Origin of the sequence: Stenotrophomonas beteli, from assembly GCF_001431665.1 — a bacterium.
Taxonomy (GTDB): Bacteria; Pseudomonadota; Gammaproteobacteria; order Xanthomonadales; family Xanthomonadaceae; genus Stenotrophomonas; species Stenotrophomonas beteli.
In genome coordinates this window covers 55,923-76,793 of sequence record NZ_LLXV01000039.1, presented here as the reverse complement: position 1 = coordinate 76,793, position 20,871 = coordinate 55,923, and the positions used below count along the sequence as shown (strand labels likewise).

The window sequence follows — 20,871 nt, the reverse complement described above, 5'->3', positions numbered from 1 at the left end:
CTACAGCTGAATTCACTCTGTTTCAGCAATGTTTCACACCTAACTTACTGATTTAAATACCTTTTAATGTGTGGCGATTTTTTGACCAACCCAAGGGCAAGGCTGTCGCCATCGGCCTCGCACGCGCCCGTCGACCGGTAACGCACAACGTTATCCACAGAACGTGTGGATAAGACTGAATCTCCAATGGACACCGATATTTAGGTGACATTTATGATTGCCCGGGCCGCGCTCGACCGCCTCCGGCGCCTGCCATCCGTGTGCGCATGGCCCGTTACACTGGCCCGATGTTTGCCCCCATTCCGACTCTGCAGGTCGCCCTGCCCGTCCCGCTGCCCCGCCTGTTCGACTACCTGTCTCCACAGGGAGGTGATCCGGAGGTGGCCGTCGGTTGCCGCCTGAAGGTGCCGTTCGGCAACCGTGAACTGGTCGGTGTGGTCGCCGGGCACAGCCACAGCGACGACGGCCAGGGCCTGCGCCAGGCGCTGGCCTGGTGCGACGCTCAGCCGCTGCTGCAGGGCGAGCTGTGGCAGAGCCTGCAGTGGCTGGCACGCTATACCCATGCGCCGCTGGGCGAAGTGGTGAATACCGCCCTGCCCGGTCCGCTGCGTCATGGCGAACCGCTGCCCGACACCCATCACTGGGGCTGGCAGCTGACCGCTGCGGGCCGCGCACAGCGCGACACGCTGCGCGCCGGCAGCCGCCCCCGGCAATTGGCCGAGCTGCTGGCCGAGGCTATCGTCGATGAGGACGTGCTGGGCGAACGCATGCAGGACTGGCGCACCGCCGCGCGCAGCCTGGCCAAGCGCGAACTGGCCGAGCGCGTCGCCCTCAGCGTGGCACCGCAGCATGCGCAACCGCTGCCCGGCCCCACACTCAACCCGGACCAGGCCGAAGCGGTGGCATCGATCAACGCCGCCGAAGGTTTCCAGCCGTTCCTGCTGGACGGCGTGACCGGCAGTGGCAAGACCGAGGTCTACCTGCAGGCGATCATCCACTGCCTGGCGCAAGGCAAGCAGGCGCTGGTGCTGGTACCGGAAATCGGCCTCACCCCGCAGACCCTGGCGCGCTTCCGTGGTCGCCTCGGCATTGCGGTGCATGCGCTGCATTCAGGCCTGAACGACAACGAGCGCGCGCGCGTCTGGGCAGCGGCCTCACGCGGCGAAGCACGGGTGATCGTCGGTACGCGCTCGGCGGTGTTCACCCCATTGCCGCAGGCTGGCCTGTTGATCGTCGACGAGGAACACGACGGCAGCTACAAGCAGCAGGACGGCATCCGCTACCACGCGCGCGATTTCGCCCTGGTGCGGGCCAAGGCGCTGGGCGTCCCGGTACTGCTGGGCAGCGCCACGCCTTCGCTGGAAACCCTGCACAACGCCTATGCCGGGCGTTACACCCACCTGCGCCTGAAGCAGCGCGCCGGTGATGCACGGCCCCCGCGCGTGCGCATTCTGGATGTACGCAAGCGGCCACTGCATGACGGCCTCTCGGCCGATGTGCTGGCCGGCATCGGCGAACACCTCAAGCGCGGACAGCAGGTGCTGGTGTTCAAGAACCGCCGCGGCTACGCGCCGGTACTGCTGTGCCACGACTGCGGCTGGACCGCGCCATGCCAGCGCTGCGATGCGCCGATGACCGTGCATGGCGGCGGTCGTCGCCTGCAGTGCCATCACTGCGGCGCGCGGCAACCGGCGCCGCTGGCATGCCCCGCGTGCGGGAGCCTGGCGCTGCAACCGCAGGGCATCGGCACCGAGCGCCTGGAAGAACATCTCACCGCAGCCTTCGCCGACTTCCCGGTGGTCCGCATCGACCGCGGCACCACGTCGCGCCGCGATGCACTGGAGCAGCAGCTGGCGAAACTGGGCGACCAGCCCGGCATCCTGGTCGGTACGCAGATCCTGGCCAAGGGCCACGACCTGCCCAAGCTGACCCTGGTGGTGGTGGTGGGCATCGACGAAGGCCTGTTCTCGGCCGACTTCCGCGCCAGCGAGAAACTGGCCCAGCAGCTGATCCAGGTCGCCGGGCGCGCCGGCCGCGCGCGCGACCCGGGCGAGGTCTGGCTGCAGACCCATCATCCCGGGCACCCGCTGCTGGAAACACTGGTCAGCGGTGGCTACCACCCGTTCGCGCAGGCCGAATTGAACCAGCGCCAGGCCGCGGGATTTCCGCCGTTTGCGCACCTGGCGCTGATGCGTGCCGAAGCGCAGCAGGTCGAGCATGCCAACGCCTTCCTGCTGGCGGCACGGCAGCTGCTGGGCGAACAGGACACGGTCGAGGCGTATGGGCCGATGCCGGCGCCGATGCCGCGCCGTGCCGGTTACCAGCGCACGCAGCTGTTGCTGTCGGCGCAGCAGCGGCCACCGCTGCATGGCGTACTGGCGCAGCTGGTGCCGCAGCTGTACGCGCTGCCGGAAGCGCGCAAGGTGCGCTGGTCGCTGGATGTGGATCCGACGGATCTTTATTGAGGGGTCAGAGCCCACCCGCCGGGTGGGATCCGACCCCGATGCCCTGGGGTCGGATCCCTTTTCGCAGAAAAGGGCTCTGACCCCGGACGCTTTCGCTTACGTCAGCGGCGACATCACGCCGCGCTGGTAGGCGGGGCGCTCGCGAAGACGGGCGTACCAGTCGGCCAGGTGCGGCAGTTCCGGACGCTGGATCGGCAGTTCGAACCAGGCATAGATCAGCGAGCCGAGCGGGATGTCACCCATCGCGAACCTCTCGCCCGACAACCACGGCTGCGTGGCCAGGGTGGCGTCGGCCATCGCCAGGTAATCACCGGCTCGCACGATCGCGGCATTGATGCGCGCCTCGTCACGGTCGGCCGGGGCGGTGCGCATGATGCCCCAGATCAGTTCGGAGTACAGCGGCGCCATCCGCGAGGTGCTCCAGTCCATCCACTTCTCGGCCTGCGCACGCTCCATCGGGTCTTCGGCGTACAACGTGCCCAGCGCATAGCGTGCGCTCAGGTAGCGCACGATGGTGTTCGACTCCCACAGCGGCAGGCCGTGATCCTCGATCACCGGCACCAGGCCGTTCGGGTTCATCGCCACGTACTCGGGTGACTGTGTGCCGCCATGGCTGCCGCCGACTTCGATGGATTCGTACGGCAGGCCGATCTCCTCGGCACACCACAGCACCTTGCGGACGTTGCTGGAATTGCGACGGCCCCAGATCTTCAACATGCGGGTTTTCCTTGCTGGCAATGCGAGCGGCAACGATACGCCTGATCGGTTGGTGATGTGCGTGCCGGGTGCGGGATCTGTCATCTGGAGCATGCCGGCCAGCGGCCGGCGCTACCGGTTCTTCTTCGGCAGCGCGCGCACGTAGGACGATTTGCCATCCTTCTTCAGCTCGAACAGGCCAATGGCCGCCAGCAGGTCACTGAGTTTGCCGTAGCCGTAATTGCGCGGATCGAACGAGGCCTGGTTGCCGATCTGGCTGCCGACCGGCCCCAGGTGCGACCAGCCATCCTCGCCCTCGGCCGCGGACACCGCGCGGCGCAGCATCTTGACCAGCCGCGTGTCGCTGCGCATCTCCGCACCGCTTTTGCGCGGGCGTGCATCGTCGTTGGCCACCGGCTCGTTCGAGGCCTGTTCGCTCGATGCCTGCTCGGCATCCGGGACACTGGCGTGGGTCTGGCCCAGCGCCTCCAGATAGGTGAATTTCGAACACGCGTTGACGAACGGTTCCGGCGTTTTCTTCTCGCCGAAGCCATACACCTTCACGCCATCGGTCAGCAGCCGCATCACCATCGGGGTGAAATCGGCGTCGCTGGAAACGATGGCAAATCCATCCAGGTTGCGCGCGTACAGCAGGTCCATGGCATCGATCACCATCGCCATGTCCGAAGCATTCTTGCCCTTGCTGTAGGCGAACTGCTGGATCGGGCGGATTGCATACTCGTGCAGCACCGCTTCCCAGCCCTTCAAGCGCGGGCTCTTCCAGTTGCCATAGGCACGACGCACGTTGGCCACGCCATAGCGCGCCACTTCGGCCAGGACCTCGTCGATCTTCGAGGCCGGCGCATTGTCGGCGTCGATCAACAGGGCGATGCGCTTTTCCGGTTCGCTCATGGATTCCTCGCGGGCGGTTGCCTGAACCCGAGTATCGCCGATCCATGCGGGCGCTGACGTGACAGGCGGCCGGCGTGCGAAGATGCCAGGCGCTTCCCCCAATGCCCCCCCACTGGAGTGAGTCGATGAGTCGTGAGCGCGTTCCCCACCTGGTCGTTGTCGGCGGCGGTTTTGCCGGTCTATGGGCCACCCGTGCGCTGGCCCGCGAGCGCATACGCATCACCCTGGTCGACCGCCGCAACCATCACCTGTTCCAGCCGCTGCTGTACCAGGTGGCCACCGCCGGCCTGTCCGCGCCGGATATCGCCGCACCGCTGCGCCACATCCTCGGCCACCAGCGCAACGTGGAAGTGCGGCTGGGCGAAGTGGTGGCCATCGACAAGCAGGCCCGGCAGATCCGCATGGCCGATGGCAGCACGCTGGACTACGACAGCCTGCTGCTGGCCACCGGCGCCACCCATGCCTATTTCGGCAACGACCAGTGGGCCGATGATGCGCCCGGCCTGAAGACGCTGGACGATGCCATCGCGCTGCGCCGCAAGCTGCTGCTGGCGTTCGAGCGTGCCGAGGCCGAACCGGACCCGGAGAAGAAGGCCGCGTGGCTGAGTTTCGCCATCGTCGGCGGCGGCCCCACCGGTGTCGAACTGGCCGGCACCCTGGCCGAGATCGCACGGCACACGCTGCGCAACGAGTTCCGCCACATCGACCCGGCCAGTGCCAAGGTGCGGCTGGTCGAAGCCGGGCCGCGCGTGTTGTCCTCGTTCCCCGAAGTGCTCTCGCTGAAGGCACGCCGGCAGCTGGAAAAACTGGGGGTGGAAGTGCTGACCGGTACCCCGGTGAGCGACATCGACAGCCAGGGTTTCAAGCTCGGCGATCAGTTCGTGCCGGCACGCACGGTGGTGTGGGCCGCTGGCGTGGCCGCTTCACCGCTGGCGCGCACGCTGGAGGTGCCGCTGGACCGCGCCGGACGCGTGCAGGTGCAACCCGACCTGACCCTGCCCGACCACCCGGAATTGTTCGTGGCCGGCGATCTGGCCGCGCTGAACCAGGCCAACGGCAAGCCGGTACCCGGCGTGGCACCCGCTGCCAAGCAGATGGGCAAATACGTGGCCGAGGTGATCCGCGCACGCCTGCACGGCAAGGCAGAGCCCGGGCCGTTCAAGTACGCCGACTACGGCAACCTGGCCACCATCGGCCGCATGGCCGCGATCGTGCACCTGGGGCGCCTGCAGCTGTCCGGCGTGCTGGCGTGGTGGTTCTGGCTGGCCGCGCATGTGTTCTTCCTGATCGGCTTCCGCAACCGCATCGTGGTGCTGCTGAACTGGGCGGTGGCGTACTGGAGCTACCAGCGCAGCGCGCGCATCATCTTCGGTGATGACCGCGACGACCGGCGGCCAAGGCGCTAGGGCCCGCGCATGCTCCTGTAGAGCCGAGCCCATGCTCGGCTGCACTTTGCGCGGATTGCAGAAGCCGAGCATGGGCTCGGCTCTACGGCGCCTTCGGTTTCGGGTACCACAGCGCGTTGACGATGACCCAGCGCTGCTCGAAGCGCCCCATGTGGAAGTAGTCGACGAACCACGGGGTTTCCAGCCGCACCGAGGCCGCGTTGCCGGTCACGTCCAGCACCGTGCAGCGGCGATCCCATTGATCCTTCGGGGTCTTCAACGCGCCCTGCTTCGTCAACGAGACCAGTTCTTCCTTCGACATCCGGCGCAGGCCGAGGCGTTCGTCGGGTGTATCGCCGAGGACCGCGCGCTTGGCCAGGTCCGGATGCAGGGAGCGGGCGACGCGTTGCGGGTCGGCCTCCAGCTGGCCGTCGTCGTAGTCGAGGCAGGTGGCTTCGATGGCCGCGAGGGTGGCCGGGTCGGCGGCAGGGCTCGTTGCTGCGGAAAGAGCGAACAGCAGGGCAAGGGCGGACATCAGGGTCTCCAGCGCTGAGAGCTGGGCGATCATGGCATGGCCGCAAGCGCCCATCGACGCATGGCGTGGATCTACTGTAGCGCCGAGCCCATGCTCGGCTTCTGTATCGGGCATCAGGAACAGCAGCCGAGCGTGGGCTCGGCGCTACAGCACGCCGGAATCCGGTTCCTGCAGCCAGGCCAGCTTGCGTTCGCGCGGCTGCTGCTTGAGCTGCCACTCGGCCCGCGAGGCCGCAGCACGGTCCGGGTACTCGCGCACGGCCAGGATGCGCAACGGTGGCCGGGCCCGGGTGTAGCGCGCCCCTTTCCCGGCCCGGTGCGCGGCGAAACGCGCGTCCACATCGGTGCTGATGCCGGCGTAGTAGCTGCCATCGCGGCATTCGAGCAGGTACAGGAACCACGGGCGGAGGGACGGGGCCATGGCCGGATTATGCCGTGCTGCACTGCAGCGGATATACTGGCGCCCGAATGCAGGAGAGAGGCGCCGCGCTGGCGCCCGCCGAAGGCGCAGGCTCCCATGATCGCTCAGGCCGGTGGGCTGGAATCCCACCAACCATGCATTCGACTCGCCGAGCTGGAGAGAGGTCACCGGGCACGCCCGGGACGATCCGCCGAAGGGGCACGCGGCCCATGCCGCTGAACTCTCAGGCAAAAGGACAGCGGGAGCGGCACCGGTCATCGTCGTCCCGTCATTGCGCAGGCAGTGGCGGTCGTCGCGCATGGCCGGCCCCACCGCGCCCGGAGCCTGTCCCATGCTGCTGTCCATCATCTACCTGATTGCCATTTCCGCCGAAGCCATGACCGGCGCACTGTCCGCCGGCCGCCGCCGCATGGACCTGTTCGGCGTGGTCATGATCGCCTGCGTCACCGCCCTCGGCGGCGGCTCGCTGCGCGACATCCTGCTCGGCCATTACCCGCTGGGCTGGGTGAAGCATCCGGAGTACCTGGGCTTCACCGTGTGCGCCGCGCTGATCGCCACGTGGGTGGCGCGCTGGATGCACCACTTCCGCCGCACTTTCCTCGTGCTCGATGGCCTGGGCCTGATCGCCTTCACCCTGATCGGCTGCTCGATCGCGCGCGAGGCCGGCCATGCAACGCCCATCGTGCTGATTGCCGGCATGCTGACCGGTGCGTTCGGCGGCGTGCTGCGCGACATCCTCTGCAACGAGGTTCCGCTGATCTTCCAGAAGGAGCTGTACGCGATCATCGCGCTGCTGACCGGCGCGGCCTACCTGTTGCTGCTGTACTGGGGCGTGGCCGACGCCACCGCGATCCTGTGCTGCCTGGGCGGCGGCTTCGCGATGCGCCTGCTGGCGATCCACTACCGCTGGGAAATGCCGAAGTTCGTCTATCACGACGAAGTGCATTGACGTTCGCATTCGGCGATGCCCACACCACCCCGGCGATGGACCTGGCGCTGTCGCTCATGCGCAGCGCCAGGCGCATCGCCGGTGCAGATGGGCCGGTCTCCAACTCCGACCGGCCCTGATCGCGGCCGCACCCCCGCAGGCGCTGGTCGCCATCCACACACGTGCCGCGCTCAGGCGGCTTCGGACACCTTCACTTCGCGACGGGCGCGCACAGCCGCAGCCAATCGCTCCAGTACCCTCACGGTGGTGTCCCAGTCGATGCAGCCATCGGTGATGCTCTGCCCGTAGACCAGCGGCTGGCCTTCCACCAGTTCCTGGCGGCCACCGACCAGATGGCTCTCGATCATCACGCCGACGATGCGCTGTTCGCCCTCTTCCAGCTGAGCGGCAATGTCGTCGATCACCTTCGGCTGGTTTTCCGGATTCTTCAGGCTGTTGGCGTGGCTGGCATCGATCATCAGCCGGGTTGGCAGCTTGGCCTTGGCCAGCACCTGGCAGGCCTCGCCGACGCTGCCTGCGTCATAGTTCGGCTGCTTGCCGCCGCGCAGGATCACGTGGCAATCCGGGTTGCCGGTGGTCGAGACAATGGCGGTGCCGCCCTGCTTGGTGACCGACAGGAAGTGATGCGGATTGGACGCAGCACCCACGGCGTCAGCGGCAATCTTCACGTTGCCATCGGTGCCATTCTTGAAGCCGACCGGGCACGACAGCCCCGAGGCAAGCTCACGATGCACCTGGCTTTCGGTGGTACGCGCGCCGATCGCGCCCCATGCCACCAGGTCGGCGATGTACTGCGGCGAGATCACGTCAAGGAACTCGACACCGGCAGGCAGGCCGAGCTTGTTGATGTCGCGCAGCAGGCCACGGGCAATGCGCAGGCCCTTGTCGATCCTGAAGCTGCCATCCAGGTCCGGGTCGTTGATCAGGCCCTTCCAGCCCACCGTGGTGCGCGGCTTCTCGAAGTACACGCGCATGACGATTTCCAGCTCGCCGGCCAGTGCATCGCGCAGCGGCTTCAGGCGCTGGGCGTACTCGATGGCGGCGTTGGGGTCATGGATCGAGCACGGGCCCACCACCACGGCCAAGCGGTCGTCACGGCCGTGCAGGATCTGGTGCAGGGCCGCGCGCGAGGCGCTGACAGTGTCGGAGGCTTCATCGTCACACGGCAGCATCGCCAGCAGCTGGGCAGGCGGTGTCAGCGGTTCGATGGTGCGGATACGCAGGTCGTCGGTGTGCGGGGGCATTGCAGGAGATCTCCGGAACGTTGGGGGTCCCCAGCGTGGCGGCATGAAAAAAGCCGCCAGGTTCGCTGGCGGCTTTCGGGAATGCGTCTGAAGCTTTCTTCAGGGTGAGCGCAGTCCTTCCTCCGCCAGTGGCTTCGGAAAGTAATACCAGTAAAAGCTGGTGGGGGCTGCGTTCATGGGATCTATTGATAGCACAGCTTTTGCGCAGTGCAAAATGTTTCATCCGCAACTGGGGACGCGGTTCAGCGTGGGGCCCGCCCGGCCCATCCCTGCGGCAGCTGGCACGCGAAGTCGGTCATCTGCCATGTACTTCCACGTCCAGCAGCAGGCCTTCATGGATGTCGGCCCAACGCTCCAGCACGCGGCCCAGTTCCTGCCGCGCTTCCTGCAGCTGTTCCGGGTTGAGCAGGGAACGGGCGGTGTAGAGGTCGGACACCAGCCGCCGCAGGACGGACTCGGGGATGGCCACCGACGGCCCTTTCACCTCCGGCAGCTGCAGTGCCGGGGTGTCGCCAAGCGGGCCGTACAGCGTTACCTGGAGCGTGCTCTGCATGATCGACTTCCGTGCGGATGACAGGGGCAATGCACTGTTTACCGCGTCCGGGTGACAGGCGCATGTGCCACCCATGCCTAGGACCGGCATCCATCGGCATCTGCCGCCTGCTACAAGGCGGCCAGGTCGGCCAGATGCTGGGCCATGCTGTCCATCGCGCCTGTCGCATGGGTGGTGGTGAAGTACTCATGCCAGCCGGTAGCGGCAATGCCAGCCACCAGCGCATCGACCTCCTCGCGGCTCGCGCAGCGCCAGACCGCATAGAACTGATCATCGCTGCTGTGCGGCACGCCCATGGAAATGCGGCCCATCGCCAGCGGCGTGATGCGGGCTGGATCGAACTGCTGCATGCCGGCACCGATGCGGTCGAAGAAAGCGCTCCGCTGCTCGGGCGGGAGTGTGGTCCAGGCAGGCGTGGCGGAATAGAGCTCGATGAAGGTGTGCGACACGGTGGTTCTTCCTTGAGGTTTACGAAGTTGAGGGGAGGCGGCCGGCAACCGGCACTACCGTAGCGAGCGCAGTGCGCGCCTGCGGATGTAGGCGTTGGCGTCGCTGTGGCGCTCGTGCTGCCAACGCGTGCACAGCTCGCGCAGCCACTGGGGCTGCGTCTTGCCGGCATCATTGAGCCAGTTGCCGACCGAATCCTGCACATAGCGTTCCGGGTCGTCAGCCAGTGCTTCCAGCAGCGCGGATGCATGCTCCGGGTGCTGCTTGAACAGCGCGATGTGCGTGGCCCACACACCGCGCGGGCGCAGTGCTTCGCAGGCGAAGCGCCGAATGCGGGGCGAGCTTGCCCGCGTCCACGGTTTCAGGCATTCGAGCGCCTGCAGCGGCGCCGCCACGATGTCATCGCGTAGTGCCAACCACGCCCATTCGCGCACGCCGAAGTGCGGATCATCTGCCAGCGGATGCATCGCCTGCAGCTTGGCCGCAAGGGATGCGGTGCTGTCGCCGCCGATCAGGTAGCAGGCCCAGCCACGCACGGTGTCGGAAGGGTGCGATTGCCAGTGCACCGCATCGCCCTGCCCGGCTTCGCGCAACAGCACCGCGGCCAACGCCATGCGCTGGGTGATGCCCTTGCCCGCCGCATCGCGCATGCGTTGCACAGCGGCCACCTGCAGTTCGGGCACCACTGCGGGCAACAGTGCGCCGAAATCCACTGCCAGGCACTCGGCCAGATGGGTGGCGGCGGTGCTGCCGGTGTTGAGCGCACCCAGGCGCTCAGCCGGGATCGCGGTGCTCACGCCGCCGGCCCTCGACCCGCATCGGTGTACTGCCAGACCTTGTGCAGCAGCTGCGAAAGCTGCTGCTGTTCGCCGGCATCCAGCCCGTCGAACAGGCCACCGATCCATTGCGTGTGCTGCTCGAACAACGTCCCAGCCAGGCGCTTTCCCTGCGCAGTCAACACGATCTGAAGGCGACGGCCATCTTCGGCATCACTGCGCCGCTGCAGCAGGCCTTCGCGCTGCAGGCCATCGAGCAGGCCGCTGATGGTGGCGCGGGTGACGCCGGCGCGCTCGGCCAGCTCATGCGGCGGCAGCGTGCCACCGGCACCGTGCAGCAGGAACAGCACGATGAAGCGGCCTTCACTGAGCCCGTGCGGTGCCAGCCGCGCGGCGCAGTCGCCGTCGATTGTCGAGGACAGCGAGAGCAACTGGAAGCACAGATGCAGCTGGGCGACATTGGCGTGGCCGCGCCGCCGGGCCTCGTCTAGAAGAGCGCCATGCTTTGGCTCAAGCATCATGATTTCCACTATGTTTAGGCGCCTAATTATATTCACACCAGAACAGAATGCAAGACTGGCCGGGCCAGCCGCCGGTCCACGCAGGGCGTGCTCCTGGCACAAGGGGCTGGACGCAGCCGAAGCTGCGGTAGCATCGCGCCACGTCCCGCCAGGAGGTCCACGCATGCGCCGTGTTGCCCTGTTGTTGCTGACGCTGTTTCCGCTGGCCGTGCTGGCCGCGCCGCCCCCGGTACCCACGCCGGCCCGCATCGACGCCGAAGCCCAGCGTCTGATGCATGCCGCCCACGCGCGCGGCATGGCGCTGGCGGTGATCGATGGCGGCAGGGTGGTGCACGTGGCCGCCTACGGCGAGCGCAATGCGGCAGGCGAGCCGCTGCGCACCGACACCGTGATGTATGCCGCGTCACTGACCAAGATGGCGTTCGGCCATCTGGTCGCACAGCTGGCGCAGGACCGGAAGATCGAGCTGGATGCCAGCATTGCTGCGGCGCTGGACAAGCCCCTGCCGGACTACCCGCCGGAGCCGAAGAAGTACGCCGACTACCGTGTGCTGGCCGACGATGCGCGCTGGCGCCAGCTTACCCCGCGCCTGCTGCTCAACCATTCCAGTGGCTTTGCCAACTTCGGCTTCCTGGAGCCCGATGGGCGGCTGAAGTTCCACTTCGATCCCGGCAGTCGCTATGGGTATTCCGGCGAAGGACTGATCCTGCTGCAGTTCGTGATCGAACGCGGGCGGCTGGGCGAGGATGTAGGCGCGTTGATGCAGCAGCGGGTGTTCGACCGCTTCGGCATGACCCGCACCAGCATGATGTGGCGCGAGGATTTCGCCGCCAACCTGGCCGATGGCTGGACGGCGGAAGGTACCGCTGAGCCGCACGATGAGCGCAGCCGCGTGCGCGCGGCCGGCTCGATGGATACCACCATCGACGACATGGCGCGCTTCGCCGCCGGCTACGTGCGTGGCGACGGGCTGTCCGCATCGATGCGCCGGGAACTGGTGCGGCCTCAGCTGCCGATCACCACCGCCAGCCAGTTCCCCACCCTGCAGCCGGAGCTGCCGCCTGCACAACGGCACCGGAAGCTGGCGGCGGGGCTGGGCGTGGTGACCTTCCAGGGCCCGCAGGGTGCCGGCTTCTACAAGGGCGGCCATGATGATGCGGTGGGCAATACGCTGGTGTGCATCGAAAAGGGCCAGCGCTGCGTGGTGATCCTGGGCAACGATGTACGTGCCGAGGCGGCGTTCCCGGCGCTGGTGCGCTTCGTGCTGGGTGAAACCGGCGTGCCGTGGGCATGGGAATACGGGGCGAAGAAGCCGTTCGTGCGTTGACCGCATCGCCCGCCACGCCCACAAAAAAACCCCGCCTTGCGGCGGGGTTCTTCATTGCATCGGTAACGCGGGGACTTAGAAGTCCATGCCGCCCATGCCACCCATGCCGCCCATGCCACCGGCGCCGCCCATGGCCGGCTCGTCCTTCTTCGGAGCTTCGGCAACCATGGCTTCGGTGGTGATCATCAGGCCAGCGATCGAGGCTGCGTTCTGCAGCGCCGAACGGGTCACCTTGGTCGGGTCCAGGATGCCGAACTGCAGCATGTCGCCGAACTCGCCGGTGGCCGCGTTGTAGCCGAAGCTGCCGGTGCCTTCCTTGACCTTGTTGATGATGACCGACGGCTCGTCGCCGGCGTTGGCCACGATTTCGCGCAGCGGGGCTTCCATCGCGCGCAGGGCGATCTGGATGCCGTGGTTCTGGTCTTCGTTGGCGCCCTTCAGGCCGGCCAGCGCGGTGACCGCGCGGACCAGGGCAACGCCACCGCCCGGGACCACGCCTTCTTCAACCGCTGCACGGGTGGCGTGCAGGGCGTCGTCGACGCGATCCTTCTTTTCCTTCATTTCGATTTCGGTCGAAGCGCCGACCTTGATCACGGCAACGCCGCCGGCCAGCTTGGCCACGCGTTCCTGCAGCTTCTCGCGATCGTAGTCGGAGGAGGTGTCCTGGATCTGGGTCTTGATCTGCGCCACGCGTGCATCAACGTTGGCCTTGTCGCCGACGCCATCGATGATGGTGGTGTTTTCCTTGGAGACCTGCACCTTCTTGGCCCGGCCGAGGTCCTTGATGGTGGCCTTTTCCAGCGACAGGCCCACTTCTTCGGAGATCACGGTGCCGCCGGTCAGCACGGCCATGTCTTCCAGCATCGCCTTGCGACGGTCGCCGAAGCCCGGTGCCTTGACGGCCACGACCTTGACGATGCCACGGATGGTGTTGACCACCAGGGTAGCCAGCGCTTCGCCTTCGACTTCTTCGGCCACGATCAGCAGCGGCTTGCCGGCCTTGGCGACGCCTTCCAGCACCGGCAGCAGGTCACGGACGTTGGAGATCTTCTTGTCGTGCAGCAGGATGAACGGGTCATCCAGGTCAGCGGTCTGCGACTGCTGGTTGTTGATGAAGTACGGGGACAGGTAGCCGCGGTCGAACTGCATGCCCTTGACCACGTCCAGCTCGTTGTCCAGGCCCGAGCCTTCTTCAACGGTGATCACGCCTTCCTTGCCGACTTCCTTCATCGCGTCGGCGATGATCTGGCCGATCGACTCGTCCGAGTTGGCCGAGATGGTGCCGACCTGGGCGATCGCCTTGTCGTCGGCGGTCGGCTTGGAGATGTTCTTCAGCTCGGTGACGGCGGCCACGACGGCCTTGTCGATGCCGCGCTTGAGGTCCATCGGGTTCATGCCGGCGGCCACGGCCTTGGCGCCTTCGCGGATCAGGGCCTGGGCCAGCACGGTGGCGGTGGTGGTGCCGTCGCCGGCATCGTCGTTGGTGCGCGAAGCAACTTCCTTCACCATCTGCGCGCCCATGTTCTCGAACTTGTCAGCCAGTTCGATTTCCTTGGCGACGGAGACGCCGTCCTTGGTGATGGTCGGCGCGCCGAAGCTCTTTTCCAGCACGACGTTGCGGCCCTTCGGGCCCAGGGTGGCCTTGACGGCATTGGCGAGAACGTTGACGCCGCGCACCATGCGCGAACGGGCGTCTTCACCGAAACGAATATCCTTGGCAGCCATTGCGATTACCTCGATGTTTGCACCGGGCCGGGCCCGGCGACGAAAGGGGATGTCTTACAGAAAAGCAGGTCGCGCCGAAGCTCAGCCGATGACGGCGAGCACGTCGTCTTCGCGCAGGACCTTGTATTCGACGCCTTCGCTCTTGTACGAGCTGCCGGCGTACTGGCCGTAGATGACCTTGTCGCCGACCTTCAGCGACGGAGCGCGCACGCTGCCGTTGTCCAGCGGCTTGCCCGGGCCGACGGCCACGACTTCACCCTTGGTGGACTTTTCCTTGGCCGAATCCGGAATGACGATGCCACCGGCGGAGATTTCGTCGGCTTCGATCGGCTTGACCACAACGCGGTCGTGCAGCGGCTTGATGCTCATAAGAGACCTCTTAAGTTATTGATTGGTCTAAAAAAGTCCGGCGATGTTAGCAGTCACACCAGGCGAGTGCCAGCAACGCGCGTGAAAAAGCCCGACAAGTCGGGAGCACGACAGAGATGGAGACCTCCACAGGCCTTTCAAGGGCCGATCCCGAAATTTTTCTCCGGGCCCGGAAACCTCCTTCCCTGCGTGGACGCCTGTATAGGGGTGAAGCGCGGCAAGCCAAGGGGGAAACGGGTGACATTTGGTGACCGATGTCCCACTGTCAGATATCTGACGTTCATTTACGACAAAGTGTCACTGGATCGGCCTTAGGCTCGGCCGCGCATTCCCAATCACAAGGAGTTGTCGATGCGATTGCTGTCCCCGCTTGCCGCCGCCTGCCTGCTGGCGCTGGCCGCCGCGCCGGCCCAGGCCGAGGTCTTCATCAACGAACTGCACTACGACGACAGCACCGCCGCCGGTGACGTCGGCGAAGCGATCGAGGTCGTGGCCACCGCCGGTGAGGACCTGTCCGGCTACCGCCTGTACCTGTACAACGGCAGCAATCCGTCGGCCGCCACGGTCTACGCCAACAACCCGGTTCCGGCCGGCAGCGCCGCCGGCTGCGGCAGCGCCAGCATCGCCGTGGTCAGCTACCCGACCAACGGCCTCCAAAACGGCCCGAACGACGGCATCGCCCTGGTCGATGCCAGCGGCAAGGTGGTCCAGTTCCTCAGCTACGAGGGCGCCATCACCGCCTCCGGCGGCCCTGCCGCCGGCATGACCAGCCAGAACATTCCGGTGGCCGAGACCAACAGCACGGCGCCGGGGACCTCGCTGCAGCTGACCGGCAGCGGCAGCCAGTACGCCCACTTCACCTGGGCCGAATCGGCCAGGCAGACCTTCGGCAGCTGCAACAACGGCCAGACCTTCAGCGGTGATGGCACCCCGGGTCCGAACACGCCGCCGTCGGTGTCCACCACCACCCCGGCGCAGGGCAGCAGCACCTTCCCGGCCGCGGCCGATCTGGAAGTGGTGTTCAGCGAGACGGTGAACCTGGCCAGTGGTGCCTTCGCGCTGAGCTGCGGCACCTCCGGCAGCGTGCCGCTGACCTTCCCGGCCAGCGGCCGCAGCGTGAAGCTGTCCACCAACACCGCGCTGGTGGCCGGTGAAGCCTGCCGCTTCGACATCCGCGCCGCGCGCATCACCGACCTGCAGGGCGCGCACCCGGCCGCTGACAGCCGCATCGCCTTCACCGTGGCCAGCACCGGCGGCAACCCCGACCCGGGCAATCCGGGCGTGCCGGCCGGCTACTACTCGAAGGTGAACACCTCCAGCCCGAGCCAGCTGCGCTGCTCGCTGCACGCCACCATCAAGGGCCACACCGCCTACCCGTACAGCGGCTCGGGCACCAGTACCTGGACCATCCTGGAAATCGCCGACGAGGATCCGAACAACCCGAACCGCATCCTCGATGCCTATCGCAACCGCAGCTACGCCAAGGTCAGTGATCGTGCGGGCACCGGCAGCGGCCTCACGTACAACCGCGAGCACACCTGGCCGAACTCGCTGGGCTTTGCCAGCACCACCGGTGACAAGGGCCTGCCGTACGCGCCGTACACCGACACCCACATGTTGTACCTGACCGACGCGCAGTGGAACGCCGATCGTGGCAACAAGCCGTTTGCCAAGTGCGACGCCGGCTGCGGCGAGCGCGCCACCGAGGCCAACAACGGCCAGGGCGGCGGCAGCGGCGGCTACCCGGGCAATTCCAACTGGGTACGCACGCCGGACGGCAACACCGGCACCTTCGAGGTGTGGGGCAAGCGCAAGGGCGACATGGCGCGTGCGGTGATGTACATGGCGATCCGCTACGAGGGCGGCAAGGACGCGGCCACCGGCCAGTCCGAGCCGGACCTGGAGCTGACCGACGACCGCAGCAAGATCGTCAAGACCAGCAGCTCGCCGGCCTACATGGGCCTGCTGTCGACCCTGATCGACTGGCACCTGTCCGACCCGCCGGACGATGCCGAGCGTGCACGCAATGACGTGATCTACAGCTTCCAGGGTAACCGCAACCCGTTCATCGACCACCCCGAGTGGGCGACCCCCGGCCTGTTCACGTCGGCCAAGCCGGCCACCTGCCAACTGGCCAACTGACCGCGCAACGCAGCGGTCCATCGCCGCCGCCGGGCCCTGGCCCGGCGGCGGCCCTATACTCGACGGTCATGTCGACCGTCGATCCCGTGCTGCTGCTGTTGACCACCTGCCCGGACCGGGCCAGTGCCGAGCGCATCGCGCACGCGCTGGTCGGCGAGCGCCTGGCCGCATGCGTGACCCGGCTCGAGGGGGCGCAGTCGACCTACCGCTGGCAGGGCGAGGTCACCACCGACGCCGAGCTGCAGCTGCTGGTGAAGACCACCGCGAGCCGCGTCGATGACGCAATCGCCCGGATCGTCGAACTGCATCCGTATGAACTCCCGGAGTGCATCGCGGTCGAAGCCCGGGCCGGCCTGCCGGCGTATCTGGATTGGATCCGGGCACAGACCCGGGAGGACACTGTTTGAAGACTCTGTTTGCGCGTGGCGCCGCCTTGTGCGCCCTGTTGTGGCTCTCGCTGCCGGCGTTCGCGCTGGATGAGAAGGACCTGCTGCCGGTGGACCAGGCGTTTGCGCTGACCGCCACCGCCCCCGAGCGCGGCCAGGTGCAACTGCAGTTCAAGATCGCGCCGGGCTATTACCTGTATCGCCACCGCACCAGCGTCAAGGCCGACCCGGCATTCAACGCCGGCGCGCTGCAGATGCCCAAGGGCGACAGGCACCACGACGACTTCTTCGGCGAAGTCGAAACCTATCGCGAGCGCCTGCAGGCCACCCTGCCCGGCACGCCAACCGAGGCTGCCGGCACCCTCAGCCTGGAAGTGCGTTACCAGGGCTGCGCCGATGCCGGTGTCTGCTACCCGCCGCAGAAGCGCGTGGTGCAGGTCACCCTGCCCGGCGGTGGTGCACAGGCGGCGGCCCCGGCCGCGCGTGCCGCTGCGGCCAGCCCGTTCAACAACCCGCTGGCCGGTGCCGGCAACAGCGGTGGCCTGCGCCTGCCGGGTGCGGCCAGCAACAGCCAGGCGCTGCCGCTGCCGTCGGAACAGGCGTTCGGCTTCGATGCGATTGCCAGCGATGGCAACACCGTGCTGCTGCGCTTCAGTCCGGCCCCGGGCTACTACCTGTATCGCGACCGCACCTCGCTGAAGCTGGAAGGCAGCGCCGGCGTGCTGGCCGACAAGCCACGCTGGCCGGCCGCACAGTCGCATCGCGATGAGCACTTCGGCGATGTCTCGGTGTATTTCAACCAGGTGGAAGTGCCGCTGCCGCTGCGCCGCACGGTTTCCGAGGCGGTCGACAGCACCCTGGTGGTGACCTTCCAGGGCTGCCAGACCGATGGCATCTGCTATCCGCCGATGACGCGGCGGGTGAAGCTGTCGATCCCGGCCGGAAAGATCAACGCCCGCGCCGACCAGGCACCGCCACGCACCGAGGTGATCAGCCCGCTGCCCGCCACCACCGGGGCGGCGCGCGAAGGCGCCGATGGCGCCCCGCTGCGCCTGCTGCCAACCGTACCCAATACCGATGCCGGCGCTCCGCTTGCCGCCGGCGCCGCAGGCGCCACCGCCGGCAATGCGTTCGCCGCCGATGCCCGCGGCGACAACGCACTGCGCACGCGCCCGCCTGCGAGCACGCCGAATCCGGACCGCTCGTTCGTGTGGGTGCTGCTGCTGGCGCTGGCCGGTGGCCTGGTGCTGAACCTGATGCCGTGCGTGCTGCCGATCCTGTCGCTGAAGGTGCTGAGCCTGGCGCAGAGCGGCGAAAGCCCGCAGCGTGCGCGCAGCCATGCGCTCTGGTACACGCTGGGCGTACTGGTCGCCTTCGCAGTGATCGGCGCACTGATGGTCGGCCTGCGCGCGATCGGCAACGCGGTCGGCATCGGCTTCCAGCTGCAGCACCCGGGCGTGGTGGCGGCGCTGGCCTACATCATGTTCGCGGTGGGCCTGAGCCTGTCCGGCGTGTTCACCCTCGGCGGCGGCATCGGCAACCTGGGCCAGTCGCTGGCCAGCCGCAGCGGCCCCGCCGGCGATTTCTTCACCGGGGCGCTGGCCTGCGTGGTCGGTAGTGCCTGCGTCGGCCCGTTCATGGGCGGCGCGATTGCCTACGCCTTCATCGCCCCACCCCTGAAGGCGATGACGGTGTTCCTGTTCCTCGGCCTGGGCCTGGCGCTGCCGTTCCTGCTGGTCGGCTTCGTGCCCGCATTGGCGCGGCGCCTGCCCAAGCCGGGCCCGTGGATGGAAACGCTCAAGCATGTGCTGGCCTTCCCGATGTATGCCACCGCGCTGTGGCTGCTGTGGGTGCTGGGCAAGCAGCGCGGCGTGGACGGCATGGCGCTGGTACTGGGCGGCCTGCTGCTGTTCGCCTTCGGCCTGTGGCTGTTCGAACGCAACCGCTGGACCGGTTCGCGCGCGGTGACCCTGCTGGGCGTGCTGCTGGCGATCGGCGCCCTGGTGCCGGCGTGGAGCGTGACCCAGCTGGAACCGCCGGCGCGGGCTGCGCAGGCGGCCAGCGACAACGTGGTCGAATACTCCCCGCAACTGCTGGACCGCCTGCGCGCCGACAATCGCGTGGTGTTCGTCAACATGACCGCCGACTGGTGCGTCAGTTGCAAGGCCAACGAGCGTGCGGTGCTGTCGCGACCGGAGTTCAAGGAACTGCTCAAGCGCACCAACGCGGTGTACATGCGTGGTGACTACACCAATGTCGATCCGCAGATCACCACGTTCCTGGAAGAGCACAAGGCGGTGGGTGTGCCGCTGTATGTGGTGTACGGCCCCGGCGCACCGCCGACCGTGCTGCCGACCCTGCTGACCCAGGCGGTGGTGGAGGAAGCGCTGCTGCGCACCGCACGATGAAGTGGCAACGGCCAGCGCTGCTGTGGACAGCGGTGCTGGCCGCCGGCCTGGGCCTGTGGGCCGGGCACCGGCTGGCCCCCGCCCCGGCTGCGCCGATTGCCGTCGCGCCTGCAACCGCGGCTGTGCCCGCACCAGCCCCGCTGCACGCCGGAGACCGGATGCCGGCTCTGTCGCTGCCCGACCTCGACGGCCGGCCATTGGACCTGCAGCAGCGCTTCAGCGGTCGCCCGTTGCTGGTCAATGTCTGGGCCAGCTGGTGCGCGCCGTGCGTGGAGGAGATGCCTGAACTGGCCCGTTTCGCTCACGCCCAGGGCGGTGGTGGGGTGCAGGTGCTGGGTCTGGCCCTGGACACCCCGGAGGACGTGCGCCGCTTCCTGCATCGGGTGCCGGTGGACTACCCGATCGTGATCGAGACTCCGGGCCCCCGCGACGCCAGCGTGCAGCTGGGCAATGCCCAGGGCCTGTTGCCCTACAGCGTACTGTTCGATGCCCAGGGTCGCATGGTGAAGGCGAAGCTGGGACCGTTCGCGCCTGGCGAGATCGAGGCATGGGCCGCCCCATAGGCCTTCGCCGGCGGTGCAGGTGCCACTCAACAACCTGCTGGAGAACATCCTGCGCCGGCAGCATGCAGGTCCAGGCAGCATGCGCTGCGCCCGATCGCATCAGACCAGCGGGCGCGCCCACAGCTGGGACACCTGCGGCTGGCCGAACAGCTGTTCGTTCTGCTCTGCTATCAACTCGAAACCGGCCCGTTCGTACAGGCCGCGCGCTTCTGTGAGCGCGGCATTGGTCCACAGCACCATGCGCTTGTAGCCCACCGCACGCGCGAAACTCATCGCCTCCTCCACCAGCCGCTGCCCGATGCCCCGCCTGCGCGCACTGGCATCGACGTGCAGCAGCCGCAGCTTGGCATTGTGCGCGTCGTGCCGGACCACGAACACCGAGCCCACCGCGGTGCCATCCAGTTCGGCGATCCAGCAGCGCTCGGTCTGCGGGTCATGCGCGCGCAGGTAGCGGGTGACGATGTCGGCCACCAGCGCTTCAAACTCCGCGTTCCACCCGAATTCGCGTGCATACAGCGCGCCGTGCTTCTGGATCACCCAGCCCATGTCGCCGGGGCGGGGATCGCGCAGCACGCAACCTGACGATGCACCTCCCAGCAGTGCCTGGATGTGTCCCATCGCCTCCAGAAGGCGCTGGCATCCCGCTTCACTGATGCCTCCCAGCATGGCACCGATGCTTTCGCTGGACGCTGCATCCAGCTGTGCGAAGGCGGCGCGGCCCGCCTCGGTCAACACCAGCCGGTTCGCGCGCGCGTCCATCACCGATGGCTCGCGTTGAACCAGACCGCGCGCCTGCAGCCCGCTCAACAGCCGGCTGAGGTAGCCCGCGTTGAGGTCCAGCCGTTGGCCCAGCTGCGCAGCTGTGATGCCCTGGCCCGTCGCCAGTTCGAACAGCACCCGCGCTTCGGTGAGGGTGAAGTCGCTGTGCAGCAACCGCTCCTCAAGCACCGCGATCCTGCGGGTGTAGAAGCGGTTGAAGGCGCGGACCCGTGCAACGGGATCGGCAATGAGCGTAGACACGGGATATTCCTGATAGTTGCCTGAAGCA

At 67.3% G+C, this 20,871-nt stretch carries 21 protein-coding genes and 2 riboswitches; of the genes, 9 read left to right on the top strand and 12 right to left on the bottom strand.

Going from position 1 to position 20,871, the window contains the following annotated elements; all coding sequences use genetic code 11:
* The first annotated feature begins 287 nt into the window (after positions 1-287).
* Positions 288-2,465, top strand: coding sequence for a primosomal protein N' (locus ARC23_RS10325; protein ID WP_057497200.1), 2,178 nt, complete (start codon positions 288-290; stop codon positions 2,463-2,465).
* Between the two features lie 96 nt (positions 2,466-2,561).
* Here ARC23_RS10325 and ARC23_RS10320 read toward each other — a convergent pair whose 3' ends face one another.
* Positions 2,562-3,182, bottom strand: coding sequence for a glutathione S-transferase family protein (locus ARC23_RS10320; protein ID WP_057497151.1), 621 nt, complete (start codon positions 3,180-3,182; stop codon positions 2,562-2,564).
* Between the two features lie 111 nt (positions 3,183-3,293).
* Positions 3,294-4,073: an NYN domain-containing protein gene (locus ARC23_RS10315; RefSeq protein ID WP_049470953.1), complete on the bottom strand. Its 780-nt coding sequence runs from the start codon at positions 4,071-4,073 to the stop codon at positions 3,294-3,296.
* Between the two features lie 125 nt (positions 4,074-4,198).
* Here ARC23_RS10315 and ARC23_RS10310 point away from each other — a divergent pair, with 125 nt between their 5' ends.
* A complete protein-coding gene (locus ARC23_RS10310; protein WP_057497150.1) occupies positions 4,199-5,479 on the top strand; it encodes an NAD(P)/FAD-dependent oxidoreductase in 1,281 nt (426 codons plus the stop codon).
* An 82-nt stretch (positions 5,480-5,561) separates the two neighbouring features.
* Here the strand turns inward: ARC23_RS10310 and ARC23_RS10305 are convergent, their stop codons facing one another.
* Entirely contained in the window at positions 5,562-5,993 is a 432-nt protein-coding gene (locus tag ARC23_RS10305) for a nuclear transport factor 2 family protein (RefSeq protein WP_057497199.1), read from the bottom strand.
* A gap of 144 nt (positions 5,994-6,137) precedes the next feature.
* On the bottom strand, positions 6,138-6,413 hold the full coding sequence (locus ARC23_RS10300) for a GIY-YIG nuclease family protein (RefSeq protein ID WP_057497149.1): 276 nt from the start codon (positions 6,411-6,413) through the stop codon (positions 6,138-6,140).
* 40 nt (positions 6,414-6,453) lie between these two features.
* A riboswitch (glycine riboswitch) is annotated at positions 6,454-6,543 on the top strand.
* 13 nt (positions 6,544-6,556) lie between these two features.
* A riboswitch (glycine riboswitch) is annotated at positions 6,557-6,660 on the top strand.
* An 84-nt stretch (positions 6,661-6,744) separates the two neighbouring features.
* On the opposite strand from ARC23_RS10300, the gene ARC23_RS10295 reads away from it, so the two are divergent.
* Positions 6,745-7,362: a trimeric intracellular cation channel family protein gene (locus tag ARC23_RS10295; RefSeq protein ID WP_057497148.1), complete on the top strand. Its 618-nt coding sequence runs from the start codon at positions 6,745-6,747 to the stop codon at positions 7,360-7,362.
* The gene (locus ARC23_RS21310) at positions 7,359-7,481 is read left to right on the top strand and encodes a hypothetical protein (protein WP_275044128.1); all 123 of its coding nucleotides are present in this window, start codon (positions 7,359-7,361) and stop codon (positions 7,479-7,481) included. The genes ARC23_RS10295 and ARC23_RS21310 overlap by 4 nt, the downstream gene beginning before the upstream one ends.
* A 51-nt stretch (positions 7,482-7,532) precedes the next feature.
* Here the strand turns inward: ARC23_RS21310 and ARC23_RS10290 are convergent, their stop codons facing one another.
* From ARC23_RS10290 to ARC23_RS10270, 5 genes are all read right to left on the bottom strand, one after another.
* Positions 7,533-8,606, bottom strand: a complete 1,074-nt coding sequence (locus ARC23_RS10290) for a 3-deoxy-7-phosphoheptulonate synthase (RefSeq protein ID WP_057497147.1) — start codon at positions 8,604-8,606, stop codon at positions 7,533-7,535.
* A gap of 295 nt (positions 8,607-8,901) precedes the next feature.
* Positions 8,902-9,159: a hypothetical protein gene (locus tag ARC23_RS10285; RefSeq protein WP_057497146.1), complete on the bottom strand. Its 258-nt coding sequence runs from the start codon at positions 9,157-9,159 to the stop codon at positions 8,902-8,904.
* A gap of 110 nt (positions 9,160-9,269) precedes the next feature.
* Entirely contained in the window at positions 9,270-9,608 is a 339-nt protein-coding gene (locus ARC23_RS10280) for a DUF6616 family protein (protein WP_057497145.1), read from the bottom strand.
* A gap of 54 nt (positions 9,609-9,662) precedes the next feature.
* Positions 9,663-10,403, bottom strand: a complete 741-nt coding sequence (locus ARC23_RS10275) for a DNA alkylation repair protein (RefSeq protein WP_057497144.1) — start codon at positions 10,401-10,403, stop codon at positions 9,663-9,665.
* Positions 10,400-10,900, bottom strand: coding sequence for a MarR family winged helix-turn-helix transcriptional regulator (locus ARC23_RS10270; protein WP_057497143.1), 501 nt, complete (start codon positions 10,898-10,900; stop codon positions 10,400-10,402). The genes ARC23_RS10275 and ARC23_RS10270 overlap by 4 nt, the downstream gene beginning before the upstream one ends.
* A 166-nt stretch (positions 10,901-11,066) precedes the next feature.
* On the opposite strand from ARC23_RS10270, the gene ARC23_RS10265 reads away from it, so the two are divergent.
* Positions 11,067-12,230 (top strand): serine hydrolase domain-containing protein, encoded by a 1,164-nt coding sequence (locus ARC23_RS10265; RefSeq protein ID WP_057497142.1) that lies wholly within the window; start codon positions 11,067-11,069, stop codon positions 12,228-12,230.
* A gap of 75 nt (positions 12,231-12,305) precedes the next feature.
* Here ARC23_RS10265 and groL read toward each other — a convergent pair whose 3' ends face one another.
* Together groL and ARC23_RS10255 are read right to left on the bottom strand one after the other, a co-directional pair.
* Complete coding sequence (gene groL, locus ARC23_RS10260) at positions 12,306-13,955, bottom strand: chaperonin GroEL (protein ID WP_057497141.1); 1,650 nt, start codon at positions 13,953-13,955, stop codon at positions 12,306-12,308.
* 81 nt (positions 13,956-14,036) lie between these two features.
* On the bottom strand, positions 14,037-14,324 hold the full coding sequence (locus ARC23_RS10255; RefSeq protein ID WP_006396661.1) for a co-chaperone GroES: 288 nt from the start codon (positions 14,322-14,324) through the stop codon (positions 14,037-14,039).
* 351 nt (positions 14,325-14,675) lie between these two features.
* On the opposite strand from ARC23_RS10255, the gene ARC23_RS10250 reads away from it, so the two are divergent.
* The 4 genes from ARC23_RS10250 to ARC23_RS10235 all read left to right on the top strand — a co-directional run bounded on the left by ARC23_RS10250 (position 14,676) and on the right by ARC23_RS10235 (position 19,823).
* Positions 14,676-16,466: an endonuclease gene (locus ARC23_RS10250; RefSeq protein ID WP_057497140.1), complete on the top strand. Its 1,791-nt coding sequence runs from the start codon at positions 14,676-14,678 to the stop codon at positions 16,464-16,466.
* Between the two features lie 68 nt (positions 16,467-16,534).
* Entirely contained in the window at positions 16,535-16,873 is a 339-nt protein-coding gene (gene cutA / locus ARC23_RS10245) for a divalent-cation tolerance protein CutA (RefSeq protein WP_057497139.1), read from the top strand.
* Positions 16,870-19,260: a protein-disulfide reductase DsbD family protein gene (locus tag ARC23_RS10240; protein WP_057497138.1), complete on the top strand. Its 2,391-nt coding sequence runs from the start codon at positions 16,870-16,872 to the stop codon at positions 19,258-19,260. Before cutA ends, ARC23_RS10240 begins: the two co-directional genes overlap by 4 nt.
* On the top strand, positions 19,257-19,823 hold the full coding sequence (locus tag ARC23_RS10235; RefSeq protein WP_057497137.1) for a TlpA family protein disulfide reductase: 567 nt from the start codon (positions 19,257-19,259) through the stop codon (positions 19,821-19,823). Before ARC23_RS10240 ends, ARC23_RS10235 begins: the two co-directional genes overlap by 4 nt.
* Before the next feature lie 99 nt (positions 19,824-19,922).
* Here the strand turns inward: ARC23_RS10235 and ARC23_RS10230 are convergent, their stop codons facing one another.
* Complete coding sequence (locus tag ARC23_RS10230; protein ID WP_057497136.1) at positions 19,923-20,843, bottom strand: bifunctional helix-turn-helix transcriptional regulator/GNAT family N-acetyltransferase; 921 nt, start codon at positions 20,841-20,843, stop codon at positions 19,923-19,925.
* Between the last annotated feature and the right edge of the window lie 28 nt (positions 20,844-20,871).